This is a genomic window from Plantibacter sp. RU18 (assembly GCF_050613355.1).
Lineage (GTDB): Bacteria > Actinomycetota > Actinomycetes > Actinomycetales > Microbacteriaceae > Plantibacter.
The window spans coordinates 1,927,615-1,949,472 of record NZ_CP159618.1; the positions used below are offsets into that span (position 1 = coordinate 1,927,615).

Annotated in this window: 19 protein-coding genes and 1 pseudogene; 10 read left to right on the top strand and 10 right to left on the bottom strand. The window is 67.7% G+C overall.

Features of this window, described 5'->3' with window-relative positions:
- The first annotated feature begins 2 nt into the window (after positions 1-2).
- The 4 genes from ABMA10_RS09290 to ABMA10_RS09305 are packed head-to-tail and all read left to right on the top strand — an operon-like array spanning position 3 to position 3,455.
- Positions 3-896: a F0F1 ATP synthase subunit gamma gene (locus ABMA10_RS09290; protein ID WP_347868342.1), complete on the top strand. Its 894-nt coding sequence runs from the start codon at positions 3-5 to the stop codon at positions 894-896.
- A 47-nt stretch (positions 897-943) separates the two neighbouring features.
- Positions 944-2,410 (top strand): F0F1 ATP synthase subunit beta, encoded by a 1,467-nt coding sequence (gene atpD, locus ABMA10_RS09295; protein WP_431031446.1) that lies wholly within the window; start codon positions 944-946, stop codon positions 2,408-2,410.
- 2 nt (positions 2,411-2,412) lie between these two features.
- Positions 2,413-2,688 (top strand): F0F1 ATP synthase subunit epsilon, encoded by a 276-nt coding sequence (locus ABMA10_RS09300; protein ID WP_347868340.1) that lies wholly within the window; start codon positions 2,413-2,415, stop codon positions 2,686-2,688.
- A 5-nt stretch (positions 2,689-2,693) separates the two neighbouring features.
- A complete protein-coding gene (locus ABMA10_RS09305) occupies positions 2,694-3,455 on the top strand; it encodes a YaaA family protein (RefSeq protein ID WP_347868339.1) in 762 nt (253 codons plus the stop codon).
- Between the two features lie 12 nt (positions 3,456-3,467).
- Here ABMA10_RS09305 and ABMA10_RS09310 read toward each other — a convergent pair whose 3' ends face one another.
- Positions 3,468-4,055 carry a DNA-3-methyladenine glycosylase I gene (locus ABMA10_RS09310; RefSeq protein WP_347868338.1) on the bottom strand — a complete coding sequence of 196 codons (588 nt, stop codon included), beginning with the start codon at positions 4,053-4,055 and terminating at the stop codon, positions 3,468-3,470.
- Positions 4,052-4,639 (bottom strand): methylated-DNA--[protein]-cysteine S-methyltransferase, encoded by a 588-nt coding sequence (locus ABMA10_RS09315; protein ID WP_347868337.1) that lies wholly within the window; start codon positions 4,637-4,639, stop codon positions 4,052-4,054. Before ABMA10_RS09315 ends, ABMA10_RS09310 begins: the two co-directional genes overlap by 4 nt.
- A gap of 108 nt (positions 4,640-4,747) precedes the next feature.
- Between ABMA10_RS09315 and ABMA10_RS09320 the strand changes: the two are divergent.
- Positions 4,748-5,717, top strand: a pseudogene (locus ABMA10_RS09320) (aldo/keto reductase).
- Between the two features lie 10 nt (positions 5,718-5,727).
- Here the strand turns inward: ABMA10_RS09320 and ABMA10_RS09325 are convergent.
- Together ABMA10_RS09325 and ABMA10_RS09330 are read right to left on the bottom strand one after the other, a co-directional pair.
- Positions 5,728-7,497 (bottom strand): BCCT family transporter, encoded by a 1,770-nt coding sequence (locus ABMA10_RS09325; protein WP_414693658.1) that lies wholly within the window; start codon positions 7,495-7,497, stop codon positions 5,728-5,730.
- A gap of 118 nt (positions 7,498-7,615) precedes the next feature.
- Complete coding sequence (locus tag ABMA10_RS09330; RefSeq protein ID WP_347868335.1) at positions 7,616-8,191, bottom strand: TspO/MBR family protein; 576 nt, start codon at positions 8,189-8,191, stop codon at positions 7,616-7,618.
- A 177-nt stretch (positions 8,192-8,368) separates the two neighbouring features.
- Between ABMA10_RS09330 and ABMA10_RS09335 the strand changes: the two genes are divergently transcribed.
- Together ABMA10_RS09335 and ABMA10_RS09340 are read left to right on the top strand one after the other, a co-directional pair.
- A complete protein-coding gene (locus tag ABMA10_RS09335; protein WP_347868334.1) occupies positions 8,369-9,442 on the top strand; it encodes a glycoside hydrolase family 6 protein in 1,074 nt (357 codons plus the stop codon).
- Between the two features lie 56 nt (positions 9,443-9,498).
- A complete protein-coding gene (locus tag ABMA10_RS09340; RefSeq protein WP_347868333.1) occupies positions 9,499-10,416 on the top strand; it encodes a response regulator transcription factor in 918 nt (305 codons plus the stop codon).
- Between the two features lie 61 nt (positions 10,417-10,477).
- On the opposite strand, the gene ABMA10_RS09345 is transcribed toward ABMA10_RS09340, so the two are convergent.
- The gene (locus tag ABMA10_RS09345) at positions 10,478-10,858 is read right to left on the bottom strand and encodes a hypothetical protein (protein ID WP_431031447.1); all 381 of its coding nucleotides are present in this window, start codon (positions 10,856-10,858) and stop codon (positions 10,478-10,480) included.
- A complete protein-coding gene (locus tag ABMA10_RS09350; RefSeq protein WP_347868331.1) occupies positions 10,855-12,351 on the bottom strand; it encodes a glycosyltransferase in 1,497 nt (498 codons plus the stop codon). Before ABMA10_RS09350 ends, ABMA10_RS09345 begins: the two co-directional genes overlap by 4 nt.
- Positions 12,352-12,552: 201 nt before the next feature.
- On the opposite strand from ABMA10_RS09350, the gene ABMA10_RS09355 reads away from it, so the two are divergent.
- The gene (locus tag ABMA10_RS09355) at positions 12,553-13,191 is read left to right on the top strand and encodes a hypothetical protein (protein ID WP_347868330.1); all 639 of its coding nucleotides are present in this window, start codon (positions 12,553-12,555) and stop codon (positions 13,189-13,191) included.
- A 24-nt stretch (positions 13,192-13,215) separates the two neighbouring features.
- Here ABMA10_RS09355 and ABMA10_RS09360 read toward each other — a convergent pair whose 3' ends face one another.
- The 3 genes from ABMA10_RS09360 to ABMA10_RS09370 all read right to left on the bottom strand — a co-directional run bounded on the left by ABMA10_RS09360 (position 13,216) and on the right by ABMA10_RS09370 (position 16,682).
- The gene (locus tag ABMA10_RS09360; protein WP_347868329.1) at positions 13,216-14,379 is read right to left on the bottom strand and encodes a hypothetical protein; all 1,164 of its coding nucleotides are present in this window, start codon (positions 14,377-14,379) and stop codon (positions 13,216-13,218) included.
- Entirely contained in the window at positions 14,376-16,118 is a 1,743-nt protein-coding gene (locus ABMA10_RS09365; RefSeq protein ID WP_347868328.1) for an ATP-binding protein, read from the bottom strand. The genes ABMA10_RS09360 and ABMA10_RS09365 overlap by 4 nt, the downstream gene beginning before the upstream one ends.
- A gap of 81 nt (positions 16,119-16,199) precedes the next feature.
- A complete protein-coding gene (locus ABMA10_RS09370) occupies positions 16,200-16,682 on the bottom strand; it encodes an Lrp/AsnC family transcriptional regulator (RefSeq protein ID WP_347868327.1) in 483 nt (160 codons plus the stop codon).
- A 200-nt stretch (positions 16,683-16,882) separates the two neighbouring features.
- Here ABMA10_RS09370 and ABMA10_RS09375 point away from each other — a divergent pair, with 200 nt between their 5' ends.
- On the top strand, positions 16,883-17,662 hold the full coding sequence (locus ABMA10_RS09375; protein ID WP_347868326.1) for a PP2C family protein-serine/threonine phosphatase: 780 nt from the start codon (positions 16,883-16,885) through the stop codon (positions 17,660-17,662).
- A gap of 90 nt (positions 17,663-17,752) precedes the next feature.
- Complete coding sequence (locus ABMA10_RS09380) at positions 17,753-20,872, top strand: FtsK/SpoIIIE domain-containing protein (RefSeq protein ID WP_431031448.1); 3,120 nt, start codon at positions 17,753-17,755, stop codon at positions 20,870-20,872.
- On the opposite strand, the gene ABMA10_RS09385 is transcribed toward ABMA10_RS09380, so the two are convergent.
- A complete protein-coding gene (locus ABMA10_RS09385; protein WP_347868324.1) occupies positions 20,859-21,857 on the bottom strand; it encodes an asparaginase in 999 nt (332 codons plus the stop codon). The two genes, ABMA10_RS09380 and ABMA10_RS09385, sit on opposite strands and share 14 nt — an antisense overlap.
- Position 21,858 lies beyond the last annotated feature (1 nt).

Below are 21,858 nucleotides of genomic sequence, written 5' to 3' on the forward strand. Positions count from 1 at the left end.
CCATGGGCGCTCAACTCCGGGTCTACACGCAGAAGATCAAGTCTGCGCAGACGACCAAGAAGATCACGAAGGCGATGGAGCTCATCGCCGCGTCGCGCATTCAGAAGGCGCAGGCGCGGGTTGCGGCATCAGGGCCCTACTCTCGTGCGATCACTCGGGCCGTCTCCGCCGTCGCGACGTATTCGAATGTCGACCACGTGCTCACGACCGAGCCGGAGAAGGTTGAGCGGGCTGCCGTCGTCGTGTTCGCATCCGACCGTGGCCTCGCGGGCGCGTTCAACTCGCAGGTGCTTCGCGAAGCCGCCGAGCTGACCGAGCTCCTGCGCAGCCAGGGTAAGGACGTCACGCACTACCTCGTGGGTCGGAAGGCCGTCGCCTACTTCACCTTCCGTCGCATGCAAGCCGCCGGCGAGTGGGTCGGCAACACCGAGAACCCCGACTTCGCCACGGCGCAGGAGATCAGCGAGTCCATCCTCAAGGCGTTCCTCACGGATGCCTCCGAGGGCGGCGTCGACGAGATCCACATCGTCTACAACCGTCTCGTGAGCATGATGACGCAGACCCCCGAGGTCGTTCGTCTCCTGCCCCTCGAGGTCGTCGAAGGCGTCGAGGAACCCGCGGACACCGCGGTGTTGCCGCTGTACGAGTTCGAGCCCGATGCGGAGAGCGTGCTCGACGCACTGCTGCCGAACTACATCGAGAGCCGCATCTTCAACGCACTGCTGCAGTCCTCCGCTGCGAAGCACGCCGCGACGCAGAAGGCGATGAAGTCGGCGAGCGACAATGCCGACAAGCTCATCACCGACTACACCCGCCTCCGAAACAACGCGAGGCAGGCCGAGATCACCCAGCAGATTTCTGAAATCGTTGGCGGCGCAGACGCGCTCTCGTCCTAGTCATCGCAACACGCACACGTATCTGTAGAGACAGAGAAGAGAAGAACATGACTCCCACCGCAACTGCCGAGCAGGGCGCTGCAGAGGTGAAGGCCGGCGCCGTCGGCCGCATCTCTCGCGTGACCGGTCCGGTCGTCGACATCGAGTTCCCGCACGACGCGATTCCGGGCATCTACAACGCCCTGAAGACGAGTGTCGTCATCGGCGAGCAGACCATGGTCCTGACGCTCGAGGTCGCACAGCACCTCGGTGACGACCTGGTCCGCGCGATCGCGTTGAACCCGACCGACGGTCTCGTCCGCGGCCAGGAGGTGACCGACACGGGTTCGCCCATCTCGGTTCCCGTCGGCGACGTCACCAAGGGCAAGGTCTTCAACGTCATCGGCGAGGTGCTCAACGCCGAGCCCGGTGAGCAGATCGAGATCACCGAGCGCTGGCCGATCCACCGTCAGCCGCCGCCCTTCGACCAGCTCGAGTCGAAGACGCAGCTGTTCGAGACCGGCATCAAGGTCATCGACCTCCTGACGCCGTACGTCCTCGGTGGCAAGATCGGACTCTTCGGTGGTGCAGGTGTCGGCAAGACCGTCCTCATCCAGGAGATGATCCAGCGCGTCGCTCAGGACCACGGTGGTGTGTCGGTGTTCGCCGGTGTCGGTGAGCGCACCCGTGAGGGCAACGACCTCATCCACGAGATGGAGGAGGCCGGCGTCTTCGAGAAGACCGCTCTCGTCTTCGGCCAGATGGACGAGCCGCCGGGAACGCGTCTGCGCGTGGCCCTGTCGGCGCTGACCATGGCGGAGTACTTCCGCGATGTCCAGAAGCAGGACGTGCTGCTCTTCATCGACAACATCTTCCGCTTCACCCAGGCTGGTTCCGAAGTGTCGACCCTGCTCGGTCGTATGCCTTCGGCCGTCGGGTACCAGCCGAACCTCGCCGACGAGATGGGTCTCCTCCAGGAGCGCATCACGTCGACTCGCGGACACTCGATCACCTCGCTGCAGGCGATCTACGTCCCGGCCGACGACTACACCGACCCGGCTCCGGCAACCACCTTCGCGCACCTCGACGCGACGACCGAGCTCTCCCGAGAGATCGCGTCGAAGGGTCTCTACCCGGCCGTCGACCCGCTGACCTCCACCAGCCGTATCCTCGACCCCCGCTACCTGGGTGCCGACCACTACCGGGTGGCCACCACGGTCAAGCAGATCCTGCAGAAGAACAAGGAACTGCAGGAGATCATCGCCATCCTCGGTGTCGATGAGCTCTCCGAGGAGGACAAGATCACGGTGTCGCGTGCGCGCCGTATCCAGCAGTTCCTGTCTCAGAACACCTACATGGCGAAGAAGTTCACCGGTGTCGAGGGCTCGACGGTTCCGCTGAAGGACACCATCGAGTCGTTCGACTCCATCGCCAAGGGTGAGTTCGACCACGTGGCGGAGCAGGCCTTCTTCAACGTCGGTTCCATCTCCGACGTCGAAGAGAAGTGGGCTCAGATCCAGAAGGAGAACGGCTAGTCATGGCCGGAACTCCTCTGACTGTCAGTGTCGTCGCGGCCGACCACGAAGTGTGGTCCGGCGCGGCGCGCCAGGTGATCGCGAAGACCGTCGAAGGCGAGATCGGCATCCTGCCCGGCCACGAACCGATGCTGGCGATCCTCGCTGCAGGCGAGGTGCGCGTCACGCTCGAAGACGGGTCGAAGATCGTGGCGAACGCTGAAGACGGCTTCTTGTCGGTCGAGAACAACACCGTCACCGTCGTGGCCGGCAACGCCACGCTCGTGACCTCCTCCTGACGTAGGTGTTGATCCTCCTTCCCCCTTCGGAGACGAAGCGGGACGGCGGCGACGGACGAGCCCTGGATACCGCCCTGCTGCGGTTTCCAGGGCTCTCGTCGTCCCGGAACGAACTCGTGAGCGCCCTCGTCGCCCTCGCGGCTGACGAACGCGCCATGGTGGCGGCGTTGAAGCTCGGCCCGAAGCAACTCGCCGAGGTTCCCCGGAACCGTGCGGCTGCATCGTCTGCGACGATGCCCGTGATCGATCGATACACAGGCGTGCTGTACGACGCCCTCGATGTCAGCGGGCTGTCGGCCGATGCTCGCGCGTTCGCGGGCGGCCATGTGGCTGTGCACTCCGCACTGCTCGGCCCTGTCGGTGGGCTCGACCTCGTGCCCGCCTATCGGCTGTCGCACGATTCTCGGGTGCCGGGTTTCGTCTTGAAGCGTCACTGGGCGAAGCCTGTTGCTGCAGAACTCGCGGCCGTCGAGGGCCTCCTGCTCGACCTTCGTTCGGAGGGCTACGCCGCTCTCGGGCCGCTGCCGCAGCGCAACGACGCCGTGTACCTGCGCGTCGTGACGGAGGGCGACGGCGGCGTGCGCCGCGCTCTCAACCACTTCAACAAGCAGGGCAAGGGCCGGTTCACGAGAGCGCTCCTCGAATCAGGTATCGATCACCCGGATGTCGATTCACTGCTCCGCTGGGCGGCATCCACGGGTTGGCGACTCGAGGTCCACGCACGAACGGCGGAGGGCCGCATCAGCGAACTCGCGCTCGTCGTCTGAGCGGTAGAGGGCTCAGACGATCTGCTCAGTCCGCCAGCACCCGACGAAGTGGTCGTCGACGAGCCCGGCTGACTGCATGAGCGCGTACATCGTCGTCGGACCGACAAAACGGTACCCGCGCTTCCGGAGATGCCGACTGAGAGCGGTGGATTCCGGTGTGATCGCCGGCACCTCGCCCCACTCGGCGAAGCGGTTCGCACGTGCGGGCGGGGCGAAGCTCCAGAGGATCTCGTCGAGGCTGTCGCCGAGCTCCAACGCGGTGCGCGCGTTCCCGATGACCGCTTCGATCTTGCCGCGGTGGCGGATGATCCGTGCGTCCTGCAGGAGGCTCTCGACATCCTCCTCGCCCATCGCGGCGACGGCTTGGATGTCGAACGCATGGAACCGCTCTCGGAACGCTGGTCGTTTGCGGAGGATGGTGATCCAGGAGAGCCCCGCTTGGAACCCTTCCAGGCTGATCTTCTCGAAGACCTTCGACTCTCCGTGGAGCGGGACGCCCCATTCCTCGTCGTGATAGCGCTGGTACTCGGGATCGGCGCCGACCCAGGAGCAGCGTGCGACGCCGTCGGTGCCGACGAGGAGGGGGACGGGTGCGGTCATCTTCGGTACGGGATCCCCTCGTGATCGAGGAGCCAGCGCTTCGTGCTCGGTCCTTCTCCGCCAGAATACCCCGTGACGAACCCGCCGGATCCGAGCACACGGTGGCACGGCACGAGGAGGGCGAGGGTGTTCGCGCGGACGGCCTGGCCCGCAGCTCGGCCTCCGCCGGGAGCGCCCGCGGCGCGGGCGAGCGCACCGTAGCCGATGGCCGTGCCGAACCCGACGTCGCCCAGGGCGGTCCACACGGCGTGTTGGAACGGCGTCCCGGTGGCGACGAGGGGGAGTTCGAAGCATCGACGGGATCCGCTGAAGTACTCGTCCAGCTGCTCCGCGGCGTCCAACAGGATGCTGTTCGGCCGCTCATCGCAATCGTCGGAAGGCAACCGACCGTCCTGCTCGAAGCGGACCGCTGAGACGGCCCCGGCGATCGAGTGGAGCTCGAGTCGTCCGAGCGGGGTCGGCATGCGGAGGAAGCCGGTGTCTGGGACGCGGTCGGGGGCGTTCGCGGGCGGCGCGGTGGACGGGACCGGTGTGACGGACGGTGCTGGCGTGGCGGGCGCTGTCGGCGCGGTGAGCTGGGTCATGACCCGAGGCTACGAAGTGCTCGGCACCGGAATGCGGTGCGTCGGCCCGGCTGACGCCGAAACCGTCCGCCGTGCGTCTGTGGAGGAGGGTCGCACTAGCCTGGATCCATATCGGAACTCAGCTATCGCCCCCTCGGCCGCAGCGGCCTCGTCGTCTCCGCCGTCGGTATCGGCTGCAACAACTTCGGTCGGGAGGGCACGGTCACCGAGACGGCAGACGGCACCCGAGCAGTCGTCGACGCGGCGATCGAGGCAGGCGTCAGCCTGTTCGACACAGCGGACATCTACGGCCGCGAGTACGGACTCAGCGAGACCCTGCTCGGATCTGCCCTCGTCGGGCGACGCGATCAGATCGTGCTGGCGACGAAGTTCGGTCATGCGGATTATGAGAGCCCGATCCCGAACTGGGGGGCGAAAGGGTCACGACGGTATGTCCGGCTCGCGGTCGAGGGGTCGCTCCGCCGTCTCGGTACGGACTGGATCGACCTGTACCAGCTGCACACGCCCGACCCGGTGACGCCGATCGAGGAGACGCTGGCGGCGCTCGACGAGCTCGTCTGTGAAGGCAAGATCCGCTACTACGGCCATTCGAACTTCGCCGGTTGGCAGCTGACGGAGGCCGACTGGGCTGCTCGTGTGCACGCACACCCCGCGTTCGTCTCCGCCCAGAACGAGTACAGCCTGCTCGTGCGCGGTGCGGAGCGGGAGCTGTTCCCTGCGATGCGTGCGGCAGGTGTCGGCTTCTTGCCGTACTTCCCGCTCTACAACGGGTTGTTCACGGGAAAGTTCTCGCGTGACGGTGGACCCGGCCGAGAGTCGCATCATGCGTCAGCGGAAGCACCTGCTCGACGGCGCCCCGTGGGATGCGATCGAGTCCTATCAGGCCTTCTGCGATGATCGCGGCATCAGCATGCTCGAGGCGACGTTCGGGTGGCTGCTGGCACAGGACGGTCTCGCGAGCGTCATCGCGGGTGCGACGACGCCCGCGCAGATCAGCGCGAACGCAGCAGCCGGTGCGGCTTGGCGGCCCACCGCCGAGGAGGACGCCTGGATCTCGGAGTGCTTCCCGCTCGTCTGAGCGGTGCGGGTCAGCGGTCCGAGGCCTGGCTCCCGGACTCGTCGGCTCCGGATGCGTGGTTCGGAGCGTCGCGCGGTTCACCGATCTCCGGTTCCGCGAGGCTCCGCAGATCCAGCTGCGCCGTCATCGTGCCGAAGTGCTCGGTGACCTGCTCCGAGACCTGATCGGACAGCTGCTCGCTCACCCCGGCCGAGACGCTCTCGGTCAGTTCGGCAGTGAAGAGGCGGCGTTTGGCGCGCTGCTCCCGACGCACCTCGATGCCGAACGCCTTGAACGACGAGATGCACATGAGGATGATCACGACGCTGAACGGAAGGGCGGTGATGATCGCGGCGGTCTGCATCGACGCCAGCCCGCCGGCGACGAGCAGGGAGATCGCGAGCAGACTGGTGATGAGCGCCCACGCGATCCTGACGCGGTTCCGCGGCTCCGTGCCGCCGGTGGTCAGCATGCCCATGACGAGTGAGCCCGAGTCGGCCGACGTCACGAAGAACAGCAGGATGAGGAGCAGCGCCCCGACCGTCGCGATCGATCCGCCGGGGAGCCCCGCCAGCATGTTGAACAGTGCGGTGTTGAGGTCGACCGGGCCGTCGGCTCCGCTGAAGTCCCGCCCCTCGAGGGACTGCATGATGGCCGTGCCGCCGAGCACCGCGAACCACAGGAAGGTGACGAGCGTCGGGACGAGGAGGACACCGAGCACGAACTGGCGGACCGTGCGTCCCTTGGAGATGCGGGCGATGAACACGCCGACGAAGGGGGCCCATGACATCCACCAACCCCAGTAGAACGTGGTCCACGACGACTGCCAGGCTTCACCCTCCGCGCCCTGGTACGCGGAGACGTTGAAGGTGAGGCCGACGACGTTCTGCAGGTATGCGCCCATGGCCTGCACCCACTCGCGGAGCAGGAACAGTGTCGGGCCGGCGAACAGGACGAAGAAGAGCAGCAGACCGGCGAGGACCAGGTTGGTGTTCGAGAGCCATTTCATGCCCTTGTGGACACCGGAGACGAGCGAGAAGATCGTGATGCCCGTGATGACCAGGATGAGGATGACCTGCGTGAAGATGTTCGGCTCCGCGATACCCGTGTACCCGAGCCCCGCTGAGATCTGCAGGACGCCGAGGCCGAGCGAGGTCGCGACGCCGAAGACCGTGCCGATGACCGCGATCGTGTCGATCGCATTACCCCAGCCGCCCTGGACGCGTTTGCCGAGCAAGGGCTCGATCGCCCAGCGGATCGACATCGGGCGTCCCTTCCGGTGGACGGCGTACGCCAGGGCCACGCCGACGACGGCGTAGATCGACCACGCGTGCAGCCCCCAGTGGAGGTAGGTCTGACTCATTGCCTGCTGAGCGAGCGACTGCTGCGAACCGACGACGCCCGGCTTCGGTTCGAGGAAGTGCGTGAGCGGTTCGCCGACGCCGTAGAAGACGAGTCCGATGCCCATGCCGGCGGCGAACAACATCGAGAACCAGGACAGGAGCGAGAACTCCGGCTCGTCGTCGTCCTTGCCGAGCTTGATGTCGCCGAACTTCGAGACGGCGAAGACGATGGCGACGATCACGAAGCCCGCCACGAGGAGGACGTAGTACCACCCGAGTCCGCCGATGATGCCCGACTGGATTGCGCCGAAGACGGCTTCGGCCTGCCCGGGGAGGAGGATCGAGAAGAGCGCGACGCCGAGGATGATGACCAGCGCCGGGCCGAGCACCCATGGGTTGACCTTCGCCGGAGCACTGCTCGCATCCGCCTCGGTGGTGGGTATGGTCTTCGTGCTCACGTGTGCGCTCCTCGGGCCGTGTGGGACAGCCGGATGCAGTCCCGCGAATCAAGGGTAGGGACGCGCGCGGCTCCGGACAACGTTGCGCTCGAAGCCGGGTTGTGCTGCGCTGCGGCGATCAGCTGTTCTGCGCCGCCAGCGCCCAGTTGAGCGTCGTGGCGAACAGGACCCAGGCCCAGTAGGGGATCAGGAGCACAGCCGCGAGCCTGGACACCTCCCAGAACGCCAGCATGGTGGCGAGTACTGCAATGTCGAGCAGGATGATGATGACGAGGGCGATCCACAGTGCGGGGGCGCCGATGAAGGGGTAGAGGCCGAAGAAGAAGGGTGTCCAGAGCGAGTTCAAGACGAGCTGCAGGACGTAGAACGCGAGTGCTCGGCTGGCATCGTCGGTGACCTCGGGGGTGGCGGCACGACGGCGACGCCACACGAGCCAGGCCGCGACCGCCATGAGCGGGTAGAGGATGCTCCAGACGGGCCCGAAGACGGCGTTCGGAGGGTTCCAAGCCGCCTTGTCCGCGTCGGCGTACCAGCCGTCGACGTTCTGGAACGTCGACAGCGAGCCGAACGCGGCCACGGCGAAGGCGATCACCAGGAAGAGGACCAGGGCGAGGGCCGATCGCCAGGCGGGGTCCGCCAATCGCGGCCGGATGAGCGCGAGATCAGGGCTCGGTGTGACGGTCGCTCCGGTCATGATGCCTCCTCGTATCGTGAGCGACGAGATCGCCACCCTTCCCTGCAGCCTACGTGCGAGTTGTTCCAGGACCCCACCCCTTGCACGCGTCCCCCGATCGGGGCACGAGTTCGAGCGAGTCGGCCCTGCATTCAGGGTTTCTCGGGCACAATTGCGGATGACCATGCAGGAGGACCGGTGCCGAGAACGCCACGAGACAGACGTCGGATCAGGACGGCCGTCGCGCTCGGCATCGTCGCGGTGCTCCTCGCCGGAGGGGCACTCGTCGTGTCGATCGTGAGCCGGGTTCCGAGTGCCTCGGCCGGCCCGTTCGACGGCGCGCAGCTCTACGTCGACCCGACGTCTCTCGCTGCTCGTGCCGCAGCGTCCGATGCCGTCGGAGCCGGGGCTGACGCGACGAACGCGCCGGCATCGTCGCCGACTGCCGGGACGAGCGGCGGCGCGAGCGCCGATCCGACCGACAGCGCCGAACAGATCGCGGCGGCCACCAGGCTCGCCGCCGAACCGACGTCGATCTGGCTCGTGCCTGAGCGCTACCCCCTCGCATCGGTCCAGGAGACCGTCTCACAGATCGTCCGTGCGGCCGAGCTGCAGGGATCGATGCCGGTGTTCACGGTGTATGGGATCCCGGAACGGGACTGCGGCAACCAGTCCGCCGGAGGGCTTTCGAGCGCCGACTACCAGCACTGGATCACGCAGATCGTCACCGCGGTCGCCGATCACCGCGTCGCTGTCGTCCTCGAGCCCGACGCCGTCGCGCTCGCGCCGGACTGCGGCGATCGCACGGCGCGGATGCGCCAGCTGAGTGCTGCGACCGCGCAGTTCGCGGAGGCGTCCATCCCGGTGTACCTCGACGGCGGGCATTCGGCCTGGCGACCGGCGGCCGAGATGGCGGCGCTGCTGCGCGAGGCAGGGGTCGCCGACGCTACGGGATTCGCGACGAACGTCTCGAACTACAACGCCACGGAGGACGAGATCGTTTACGCGGAGGAGCTGAGCGGGCTCCTCGACGATGCGCACTACGTCATCGACACGTCGCGGAACGGGAGCGGATCCAACGGCGAATGGTGCAACCCGAGCGGTCGCACCGTCGGTCAACAACCCCTCACCGTCCGTGCTGAACACCTCGACGCGAACCTCTGGGTGAAAGCTCCTGGCGAGAGTGACGGGGCGTGCAACGGTGGCCCCCTTGCTGGGGTATGGTGGCCGGAGCAGGCCGTGCAACTGGCCAAGGGATTCAGCGCGTGGTGATCCGCTAACGGACACATCCGAACGCCGCGCTGACGGGTGGAACGGGTAGGGGCAACGTGACCGAACAGCTGGGCGAACGTCGAACGGCCGTCGTCATCGAGGACGACGCGGACATCCGCCAACTCCTGGAAACCGTCCTCGAGCAGGCTGGTTTCGAGACCGTGTCGGCGGCGAACGGTCTCGACGGGGTCGAAGCGGTGCGAACGCACAACCCGCTCGTCACGACGCTCGACGTCAGCATGCCCGGCATCGATGGATTCGAGGCCGCGAAGCGCATCCGCGCGATCAGCTCGACCTACATCGTCATGCTGACCGCACGCGGCGACGAGATCGACACACTCCAGGGTCTCGACTCCGGCGCCGACGACTACATGACGAAGCCCTTCCGGCCACGCGAACTCCGTGCCCGCATCGAGGCGATGCTCCGCCGCCCGCGCGCGAACGGCGATGCCGCAGCGACACCGCCGGCCGCTCCCTCGCAGGACCTCCCCGTGCAGCCGGTGCTCACCGGCCAGCAGCAGCTCGCTCCGCACACCTCGAACGATCCGACGATCATCCACGAGACCATCGCGCGTCACGCCGCGCCGACCGCCCAGTCGGTCGTGCCGATCATCATGGCCACGTCAGCCGCCCCCGACGACGCCGAGGGCTGGCTCGTCCATCGCGGCCTGAAGCTGAGCCCGGCCACCCGTATCGTCGTGGTGGACGGGACCGAGGTCGATCTCACCCGGAGCGAGTTCGATCTGTTGCAGGCACTCATGGAGTCCCGCCGACGCGTCCGCAGCAAGGCTGATCTCGCGCTCATGCTCCGTGGCGAGAGTTACATCACGGCGTACTACGTGAGCGAAGCGGACAAGCGCGCCATCGAAGTGCACCTCGCCAACCTCCGGCGCAAACTCGCCGACTCGACCGTCGCGCCTCGGTTCATCGAGACGGTGCGTGGCGTCGGGTACCGGATGACCTCCGACGACTGAACCCTCGCGAACCGCACATGTGCGGAGAGGGTTCGTCCATCGCTGGCCCACCCGATGACGGTCAGCGCCCCTGGAGCGCCTCGGCGGCTTCCAATTGCACGAGGCGCTGGCAGCTGCGTTCGCCGATGTCCTCGAGAGCGTTCCTCGTCTCGAGGACACGGGCGTGATCCTGCTCCTCGATCGCGCGGAGGCCAGTGCTCGCAAGCGCGGCCACCCCGATGACTCCGAGCATCACACTCGACGATCGGATGCTGAGCAGGACGACCTTCGTCTCTTCGGCATCGCCATCCTGGATCGCGGCCCCCAGACGTGCGAGGCGGGTCGGCCACATCTCGACGTAGCTCTGCACGAAACGACGACGACTGCGCAGGTCGCCCGAGAGTTCTCGGAGCAGCCTGCGCAGCTCGCCGGCATCGACTGTGCCGGGGTCGGTGGCCGTCACACCCGGTAGCCGCGCTGGCGACGGATGAGCTTGCCGAACATGCTGAGCGTCTGCAGGACGGTGATCACGCCGAGGACGGGCCAGCCGGCCCAGAGGATGGTGGACTGTACGACCGTGGAGAGCTGCGTCCACACCGCGACGATCGCGATGACGGTGGCGAGGATGAACAGCAGCGGCGCGAGGTGGGCGTTGCCGGAACCACGTTCCGCCTTGGCCTGCTCTGCCCAGTTGTCGACCTTCTTGTTTGACGCGAACTTCGACCAGGCGCGGAGGAAGTGTCCCATCCGGATCCACATGTAGAACTCGGCGGGGAAGATGAGGACAGCGAACAGGATGTCACGGGTGTTCCGCTTCTTCATCGACAGCACGATGCGGAGGTTGAGGAGGATCGCGACGACCGGCGGGATCAGCCAGATCGGGCTGAACACGAACGCGTGGATGGACGCCGAGCCCGCGAGGAGGACGACGAACAGGATCCTGGTGACGATGTTCAGGAGCATCTCGGCGTTCTCGAGCCAGCGGAGGCGCAGGTTCGGGTGGAAGGGTTGCCCCTTGGTGTCGCCGCGCTGGCCGGGCCACATCAGCTCGATGGCGCCGTAGTTCCATTTGACCTGCTGCGCGTCGAGCGAGCGGACGGTCGTCATGCCGCCGACATCCGCGCGGGCACGGGCGCTGATCTTCGTGAGGTAGCCAGCGCTCTTGATCTGGAGGGACAGGAGCGAATCCTCGACCTCGGAGTCCTTGACCCACGGTGTCGACTGGTGGTTCTGTTCCATGGCGTCACGGAGTGCCTGGACCGAGAAGATCGAGTACTGGCCACCGAGCACCGCCATGTTGCGGCCGCGGAGCATGTTCTGCATGTTGAAGGCGGCGAACTGCGTCCGCTGGCCGGCGATGAGGAATGCCGGGACCAACTGCTTCTTGAACGGCTCGTCGTCGATCGAGAAGATCGCGGAGATCCCGCCGATACGGGTGTCCGAGACGATCTCGGCTTCGAGCGACTCGATCGCCGTCGGGTCTGCGACCGTGTCACCGTCGACGCCGAGCAGGTAGTCGTAGCCCTCGACGAGCGTGAAGCCGTAGTTGAGCGCGCCGACCTTCTTGTCGGGGTTCTTGCCGATGTCGTGGATGAAGACCTCGGTGAACTGCTCGTGGCCGTCCTCGTCGACCCTGGAGTGCGGCCCCGCGTAGGGAGCTGCGACCTCCACCGAGCGATCGGTGGTGTTGTTGATGACCACGTGGATCACATCAGGCATCCGCGTCTGCTCGAGGAGTGACGCCAGCACCGACGGCAGCGACTCCTCCTCGTTGTACGACGGAATGATGCAGCCGATGGTCGCCCGGTACTCGGGGAGCGAATTGACCGAGTCGATGAATTCGTTCGCGTACGCTTCAAGTTCGGGTGCGAGAAGCGGCTGCGTCTGGATGTATCGAGGGTCCGGCTGCTTCGCGGCAGGACGGGCGTTGTCAGGTCGTGCTTCGAGATCAGACATTGCGTGGTCCTGTTCTGAGTGGGCCGAGTGCAGCGTCCCCGCGCTGCACTGACCACTCTGCCGCGCCGGGCGCGGATTTCCCGCGCGAATGCGATAGCGTCGGCTCAGGATTTCCTCAAGATTGGCTGTGGCCCCAGTTCGTGGGTCATGCCGCGCTCTGAGAACCATCCGATCGTCCCTCCGAGACCCGCCAGGAGCCCCATGTCGAACCGCCTCAGCACCGTCCGGACCCGACGGATCCTCCGAGCGGTCCAGGTCGCGACCATCGGTGTGCTCGTGGTCGGACTGAGCGCCTGCGGGACACCGCCGTGGGAGGAGCCTGGCGCCGGCTCGTCGAGCTCGCCGAAGACGTCGAAGACCCCGAAGCCGACCGTGAGCGCGATCACGAACGAACTCGCGAGCGGGAGCGCCCAGCACTCGCTCACCGCGGGTTCCGCCACACTCACGGTCGACTACTGGTCGACCCTGTCGATGGACGCGTGGACCGCCCAGGTGAACAAGCCGGTGAGTTTCTCCCTGAGCGGCGTTCTCAACCCGGACGACCTCCAGGCGCTCTACCTGTCGCGGGTGACGCTCACGACGACCGTGCACGGCCCGGACGGCCAACTGGACTCGCCGGCGCCGTTCACCGACCAGTCGACGGTGACGCCCGGCTACCTGATCAAGGCCCCGTACAGCTACAGTCAGACCTTCGTGCTGCCCGAGGTCGACAGCTCGGCCACCGGCGTCACGCTCACGATCACCTACGAGCTGCTCGTGCAGGCGACACCGACGTCGGCGGAGTACGCGAAGCAGACCGCTGTCGACACGCTCACCATCGCGATCGCCCAACAGGACTGAACAGCCGTCCTCGGATCCGGAACCTCAGAGCTCGGCTGCTGAGGCTCCGGCGGCGAGCACGGTCCGATTGCCGCCACCGGCGGAGGCCCGCAGGCTTGCGTCCTGTGCAGACCGGGTGAGTACTCCGACGTCGTAGCCGAGGTAGTCGGTCAAGGCGATGCCGATACTCGCCGTGGGCCGCAGCCTCGGCGTGGTCTCCACCGGGTGGTCGAGCAGGCCGTCGTGGATGCCCTTGGCCACCTGGAGCGCGGCATCCACGTCCGACGCCGGCGTCGCGATGAGGAGGCTCCCCGAGCCGTCCTCGCCGATGTCCGACAGCGTCGGACCATAGCGACGGACCGAGACGATGAAGCCGTCGGCCACCTGGCTGCTGAAGCCGACCCCGAACGCAGTCGTCATCTCGTCGAGGTCGTCGAGTCGTACGTGCAGGATGGCGAGCTGCTCGTCGTGGAAGTTCGCCCGTTCCAACCAGTCCTCGACGATGCGGACGAACGACTCGTGGAGCAAGACGTCGTCGCCCGTGTAGGCGACGATGCTTCCGTGGCGTCGGCTGGCGGGCGCCCCGCGTTCGGCGCGGAGCACGGAGAGCACGACGGTCGCGACGATGAGGAGCAGCGATGATGCGACGGTGCCGAAGAAGGTGGTGAACAGCGGGCCGTCCGGGCCTTCGATGAGGATCGCGATGAACCGGGCGGCGAAGAACGCCGACGCGATTCCGAGGACGATCGTGAACCCCCGGGTACTGGGGTTCTCGCGCATGCTGCCCACGAGCGTCTCTGCCGCGGCGAGACCCGTGAACGCCGAGATGCCGATGAAGGTCACCGGAGCACCGGCCCACGGGCCTCCGCCCGGACCGCCCGCGAGCGCTGCGACGGCCGTCGCGGTCGTGCCGACGAGCGAGACCCAGAGGAGGCTCGACTTCCCGTTGAACAGTCGGGCTCCGGACCAGAGCGCGGCCATGCTCAGCACGTATCCCGCGTTGCCGGCGGCGACGGCCCACCAGGCGTCGGTGCTCAGTGCGCTGACGACATAGGAGAAGCTCGTGAACATCCCGGCCATGTAGGAGACCGACCACACGCGCCCGCTCGGGTCGTCTTTGCGCATGAAGGTGTTCACGATGAACGTCGCGCCGCACACGAACACCACCAGCGCGTTGACCACCGCGATGGACTGGATGTCGAACGTCATTCGTTGAGGCCTCTCGGGATGCGGACGACTGCGGTGGTGCCCTCGCCGAGGACACTGTGCAGCGTGAGGTCCCCACCGTGCAGACGCACGATGTCGCGGCTGATCGCGAGACCGAGTCCGCTGCCGTGCACCGTGGAGTTCCGGACGAGGTCCGAGCGGAAGAACCGCTCGAACAGCTTCGGCTGGTCCTCCTCGGAGATGCCGATCCCGGAGTCGCGGACGATCACCCAGGCGGTGTCGCCCTCCGCGGTGACGCCGACGCTCAGTTCCCCGCCGTCGCGGTTGTACTTGATGCCGTTGGAGAGCAGGTTGTCGACGACCTGGCGGAGTCGGAAGGGGTCCGCGAAGAGCGGTACGGACTCCTCGTCGTGCCGCACGATGGTGATGTTGCGCTCGGCGGCCACATGGGCGAGCGACTCGACCGAGAGGTCGGCGATCTCGCGCAGCTCGCACTCCGTGCGGTCGAGCGCCATCGTGCGGTTGACGTCGCGGGAGGCGGCGAGGATGTCGGCGATGAGCTCGAGCAGACGGTCGCCGTTCGTCTGGGCGATCGTGAGGTGCTTCGCCACTCTGGGCGGCAGGCCGGGGTCGTCGAGCGCGAGGTCGAGGTAGCCGAGGATCGAGGTGAGCGGCGTGCGCAGCTCGTGGGAGACCGAGGCGACGAGGTCGTCGCGAGCCCTGATGGCGTTGATCTCGGTCGTGACGTTCCGGGACACCAGGACTGTTCCGTCGTAGCCGCCCTCGTGGTCGTACAGCCGCCGCGAGGTGAGTGCGAGTGCGAGCCGTTCGGTGCCCGGCGCGCCGAGCCACACGGTGACGTTCTCGAACTCCTCGCCGCGCCGAGACCGGATGTAGGGCTTGTCCGCCGGCTCCAGCGGCGTGAGACCGTCCTCGGCCCAGACACCGACGGCCGGGTTGACGTCGGAGAGCTCACCGACGTCATCCTGCAGCCGTGTCTGGAACCGGTTGACCATGGCCCGGGCACCGATCTTGTCGAAGCGCACGACGCCGAAGTTGACGGCGTTCAAGATCTCGGCGAGACGGCTCTCCTGATCCTGCGCGCGCCAGAGCGCGGTCTCGAGCTGACCGGCCTGCTTGTTGAGCAGGACGCGCTGCGCCTCGGTGCGTTTCGCCGTCATCGTCGTCGAGATCGCCACGAAGGCGAGCACCATCGGCAGCACGACGAGGGCGGGCAAGTTGGCGATCGTGATGTCGCCCGGCGTCATCGCGAGCGTCGACCAGGAGGCAGCGCAGATGAGTGCGATGGCGGTGATCGCTCCGACGAGCCCGAAGGCGGAAGCCATCCAGATCGTCGGGAAGACCCACAGCAGTCCGGCCCCGATCAGCGGCTCGCCCTCGCGGATGAAGCCGATGGCGGCGATGTCCATGATCGGGAGCGCGATGAGCAGCCGCGGGTACTGCTGCCACGGGACGATCGGTGCGAGCGCCGTGGCGATGAACGCGAGGATGACCCCGACGTAGAACAGGACGCCGTTCTGGTCGACGCCTTGGAAGATGAGCGTCGCGAACAGGATCGCGACGACCGCGAGGCCGAAGAGCAGCTGCGGGAATGCGCTGTAGCCGGTCATGCGTCTGACCGGTTCGCTCCGCTGGACGTCGTCGGTGTGCTGTCCCGTCCGTATCGGGCCGGTCTCGGCACCTCCCCGCGCGTCCGAGGCGCCGGCGGACGTCGACTCGCCGGGCGGGGGAGTGCGTTCTCCGATCGGCTTCGCGGGCATGGCACGAGGGTACCGCGATCGGGGGGCGTGACGCGCGCACCGCGCAGCGCAGGAGCCGCACTTGCGGGGGCTACGTCCCGGCTACCTGGTGCCCCAGTCGTACAGCTGCTTGTGGAGCCTCAGGTAGACGAACGTCTCGGTGGCCGCGACGCCGTCGATCGTCCGGATCTCGTCGTTCAGCAGCGCGATGAGTTCCTCGTCGTCCTCGCAGACCACCTCGACGAGGAGGTCGAAGGACCCCGCGGTCAGGACGACGTAGTCCACTGCGGCGAGCTCTGCAAGGCGGTCGGCGACGACCCGGGTGTCGCCCGTCACCCGCACCCCGATCATCGCCTGGCGGGTGAAACCGAGCTGCAGGGGGTCGGTGACGGCGACGATCTGGATGACTCCGGATTCGGTCAGCTTCTGCACCCGCTGCCTGACGGCGGCCTCGCTCAGCCCCACGGCCTTGCCGATCTCGGCGTACGAGCGTCGGCCATCGGTCTGGAGCTGCTCGATGATGGCTTTGGAGGTGGCGTCCGGCTGCAGCGCCTTACCCTGACCTTCGGCGCTCGCTCGTATCATGCGTCGATCATGGCAGTCGACACGGGTCGCGGCAAGCGGATCCGTAGAAGCCCCCGGTGGTGACGGTTCAGATGCGCGGTCCATGCCGTGAAGGGGTGGGACGGAATCCGCCGAGCCGGTGGCGCGGTCCTGAGGCGCACCGGTGCCGTACTATCGTCGAGGCTGCATCAGCCACCGCCAGCCGTACCAGAGGAGCAGACGTGACCGAGCACGGGCAACGGATCGTCACTCTGCCCGGCGGACGTCGATTGTCGTTGGCCTGGGCCGCGATGACGGATGTCGGTAAACGTCGGGAGCTCAACGAGGACGCTCTCGTGGCGATCCCACCGGTCTTCGCCGTCGCCGACGGCATGGGCGGACACTCCGCCGGCGAGGTCGCGAGTGCCGCCGTCGCCCATCGCTTGACACTCGCGACGGAGGACGCTGAGATCCTCACCGTCGAGGGCCTCGTCGACTCCCTCCGGATGGCCGTGGCGGACATGATCGACACGGCCGAAGAGGGCGAACTCGGCATGGGGACGACCGTGACGGGCGTCGTGCTCACCGCCGATGAGGGCGAGGGTCGCCTGGCGATCTTCAACATCGGGGATTCACGTGTGTACCGCCTGCAGGCCGGTGAGCTGCAGCAGATGACCGAGGACCACTCGATCGTGCAGGAGCTCATCCGCGCGGGTGCGATCAGCCCGGAAGAGGCCGAGTTCCACCCGAACAGCAACATGATCACCCGCGCTGTCGGTCCATCCGACGACCCGGTGCCGGACGTCGAGCTGTTGCCGATCGATGCGGGTGCCCGCTGGCTGATCTGTTCGGATGGGCTGACCAAGGAGCTCACCGATCACGGGATCTGGTACTTCCTGACCGAGGGCAGTACGCCGGTCGACGCGGCAGAACTCCTCGTGCGGGCGGCGCTCGACAACGGTGGGCGGGACAACGTGTCCGTCGTCGTGCTCGACATCGCCGAGGAGCCGCAGGCCTCCTGAGCCTGCTCCACAGCGGCGTCTCCCGCGGAGCTCTCCACACGACGCCTTGATCAGTCGAGTGCCGGGTCGTCCAGCTGCTGAGCTGGGCACATGATCGCACCAGACATCGAGCCGTCCCCGGCCGGATCCATGCATCGGCCACCCCGGACGAGGCGGCTGCAAGCGCCGCGAGCCCCCGTCGACCCTCCGGCCGGGTCGATGCCGATCCTGGCCAGCATCGCACCCGTGGTCGCCTCCTGCGCGCTGTTCGCGATCACGGGTTCACCGGTCACACTCGTGTTCGCGGCGCTGGGGCCGCTCATCGCGATCGCCGGCTTCATCGACTCCCGCTGGGCGAAGCGGCGGCGCGGGCGCCGTGAGCAGGCCGCCTACCGGCTCGCCGTCGACCGGATCGGCGAACAGATCCTCGCCGCGCACGACGAGGAGCGCCACGATCTCGAGACACTCCATCCCGCAGGTCGGGCTCTCCAGCTCCTGACGGGTGCCGATCGGCATCGGTGGCGGCTACCGGACGAGCGCCGCACCCTGGTCGTACTGGGACGAGGAGTCCGCCGGAGCACACTCCGGATCGATGGCGCCGACGAGGACCCCCGCTGGAGCGCGGCCGAGCGGTTGTCCGATGCCCCGGTCGTAGTGGACGCGAGTGAGGGGATCGGTATCGTGGGCGGAACCGTCCTCGCCAGATCGGTCGGGCGCAGCGTCGTCCTGCAGCTCGCCCGACAACTCCAACCGGCGGCGGCTGCATTCATCGGCGGATGCGGTGCGCACGACGACGACGCGAACGCCGATGGGTGGCACATGCTCGGACGGCTCCCGCACCGAGACGGCACGACGGCGGCCGACGAGCCCGATTTCGCACAGGACGATGGGATGACGCTGGTGTCGATCGTCGAACGTTGGAGCGCGTCCTCCGTTGCCAGGCACCACGCCGTGCTCCGCGCGAGTCCGGGGGGAGTGCTGATCGCACTGTCAGACACCGTCGAATCGATTCCGACGAGATGCCGGCATCTGTTGGTCCTCGGCGCCGACGGCGACGCGTTCCTCGCGGACGGCACCGGTGGCGTCCCTGCGATGGAACTTGCTCCGACGCTCCTCGCGGATGCCGAGGCGGAGCAGATCGCCGACGGACTGACGGAGGCCGCGCTGACGATGGGGGAGTCGCCAGCGCAGTCCCGACTCGTGACGACCGTGGACGCTGCCGAGATGCGCGCCGGAGACGACCGGCGGAGGCAGGGATCGGGCCTCTGGCAGCCCGATGCGCTGCGGGTGAGTGTCGGGATCGGTACCCAGCGTCCGCTCCAGCTCGACCTCGGAGCCGACGGCCCGCACGCTCTCGTCGGCGGGACGACGGGGAGCGGGAAGAGCGAGCTCCTGATCACCTGGATCACCGCGCTCGCCGCGCAGTGCTCGCCGGCTGAGCTCTCCTTCCTGCTGATCGACTGCAAAGGCGGCGCATCCTTTCAGGCGGTGGAGCGGTTGCCGCACGTCGTCGGCATGGTGACCGATCTCGAACCGGCGGCCGCCGATCGGGTCGTCTCCAGTCTGCGAGCCGAGCTCAGGCATCGGGAGCGCGTGCTGGCACGACACGGTGCGCGTCACCTCCTGGATCCCGAGCTCGCACCGGAGCACCGGCCTGCGCGCCTCGTCGTCGTCGTGGACGAGTTCCAAGCGCTCCTCGATGCGAGCCCCCATCTGCACCAGGTCTTCGCGGATCTCGCATCGCGAGGACGTTCGCTCGGTCTCCACCTGATCCTGTGTAGTCAACGGCCGGCGGCTGTCGCGGCCGACGCGATCCTGGCGAACTGCACACTCCGTCTCTCGTTGCGCGTCACGTCGCGGCAGGACAGCACCGCGATCCTCGGAGTGCCGGATGCAGCGGCACTCCCGGCTGGCGCCGTCGGCCGGTGCATCGTCTGGAACGGCGAACGACCGACGGTCTTCCAAGTCGCGATGACCGGACCGGAGGACCTCGTCGCCGTGCGTCACCGGTGGCGCAGCGCGTCGTCGCCGCGCCGTCCCTGGCTGGACCCCCTGCCTGAGAGCCTTCCGTTGGAATCCCTCCGTGCGCTGCACCTCGATCCGCAGACACCGCCCGAGGAAGCGCGGAGTCGCCCATCGAGCGCGACGGGCATCGTCTTCGGGCTGATGGACCTCCCGGAACAGCAGACGCAGCTGCCGGCGGTCTGGAATCCGGCGGAGCACGGATCCCTGCTCGTCCTCGGCGCCGCACGGACGGGGCGGTCGACCCTCTTGGACACGCTCGCTGTCCAGGCCCAGCCCGACTGGCGCGTCGAGCGTGTCCGGCACGATCCAGAACAGGCCTGGGACACGATCATCGCGCTCAGCGACCCCACGACGTCGGCGGAACCGACGCTGCTCCTCATCGACGACGTCGAGTCCATGTTGGCCACCGCCGGCGACGAACACGGCGCAGCGCTCCGAGACGCCGTGCTCGGCCTGCTCCGGGACGGCGGTCGTCGAGGCGTCCGAGTCGTGCTCGTCGCGTCGCGGCTTGGCGGGGTGATCCATCGGTTCTCCGCCCAAACGGACCGCACGCTCATCCTCCGTCTCGCCGACCGCCAGGAGCATCTGGTGGCCGGCGCACCCGCGGCCTGTTTCGACCAGCGCCGCCCAGCGGGCCGCGCCTACTGGGACGACGCAGAGGTGCAGATCGCGCTCCCAGAGGCGTCCTCGTGCGACGAGACGGTCGCACGTGACGTGACACACCGGTGGGCCCCGGCGCCGGGTTCGACCACCGTCCTCGTCACGCGGGCGCCACGCGCTGCGCACTCCCTCCTGCAGCATCTCGGTTCGTCGGGGCGACGGGTCCGGATCCTCGACCCGCTGACCGGGTCGCCCATGCTCACCATCAGCGGAGGATTCCGTTCACCCGAGCTCGATCCCGACGGCTCCGACGGCGACACGGCGACCGTCATCGTCGTCGATCCGGAGCACTGGCTCTCCGGCCGGATGGTGGCCGGACGGGACATGCCGTCGAGCGCCGCACGGGCCGATCTGATTCTGCACGCCTGTTCAGCGAGCGACTTCCGGCAGATCACACGCAGCCGTGAGCTGCCCCCGCTCCTCGGCTACGGCAGCGCTCGGGCATGGTGGTGGCGGGCAGGGCGAGAGGCCGAACGGGTGGACCTGGGCCGAGGTGCCGGGTCAGTGGACAGCCGGGAACCACCGCGAGGTGTCAGACCGCCGTGACCGCGATTCGGCCGACGACCGCCGAGCCGCCGTGGATCGCGAGGTCGAGGTCCGGTTCCAGTGCATCCACTGCGGCGGCCTCGAGCGCACCGACCGAGACGAGCAGCCTGAGACCGACGATGGTCGATGCTCGCAGGGAGCCGTCGAGCACCTTCAGCGCGACGGTCGCGCCGCCCGGAGCCGACATCACCATGACGCCCTCCGCACCAAGCTTGGCGAAGAGTCCGAGACGCTCGATGACGAGGGTGTTCGCGCGGCCCGGACCGTCGAGCGCCCAGCCGTTCGCCAGCACCGCGGCCGTCAGGAGTCCGGCATTGCGGTACAGCGCGAACGGCGAAGTGGGGGAGGAGCTCACGACCCGGCCGATGCCGCGGGCGAGACCGGTCAACGAGACCGCGTGGACGGGCGCGCCGCACCCGTCCACCCCGCTCGCCGCAGGTTTCTCGCCGGTGAACCGTTCGACGGTGTCACGGACGGCGAGCTGCAGCGGGTGACCCGGTTCAAGGTAGGTGGCCTGGTCCCAGCCGTTCTGCGCGCAGGCGAGCAGCATCGCGGCATGCTTCCCGGAGCAGTTCATGTACAGCGGACTCCTGCCGAGGCCGTCGCGGACGAGCTCGTCGCGTGAGGCGCGATCGCCGGGCCAGTCTGCAGGGCACTGCAGCGCTGAGTCCTCGATGCGGGCGCGACCCAGCATGCTGCGCACCACCTGGACATGCTTCCGCGTACCGGCGTGGCTCGCCGTCGCCAGGACGGCCTGCGCACCCTCGAGGGACACGCCGGCGTTCATGATCGTGATCGCCTGGAACGGCTTGAGGCACGAGCGCGGGAAGATCGGGGCACTCGGTGCTCCAAGACTCGCGAGGACGTCGCCGTCCGGACCGAGCACGATCGCCGAGCCCGCGTGCCGCGACTCGACGAACCCGCTGCGCTCGACGACGGCGAGTTCGACGGCGTCGCCGATGCCGAAGGTCTGGACGCCGCCCATG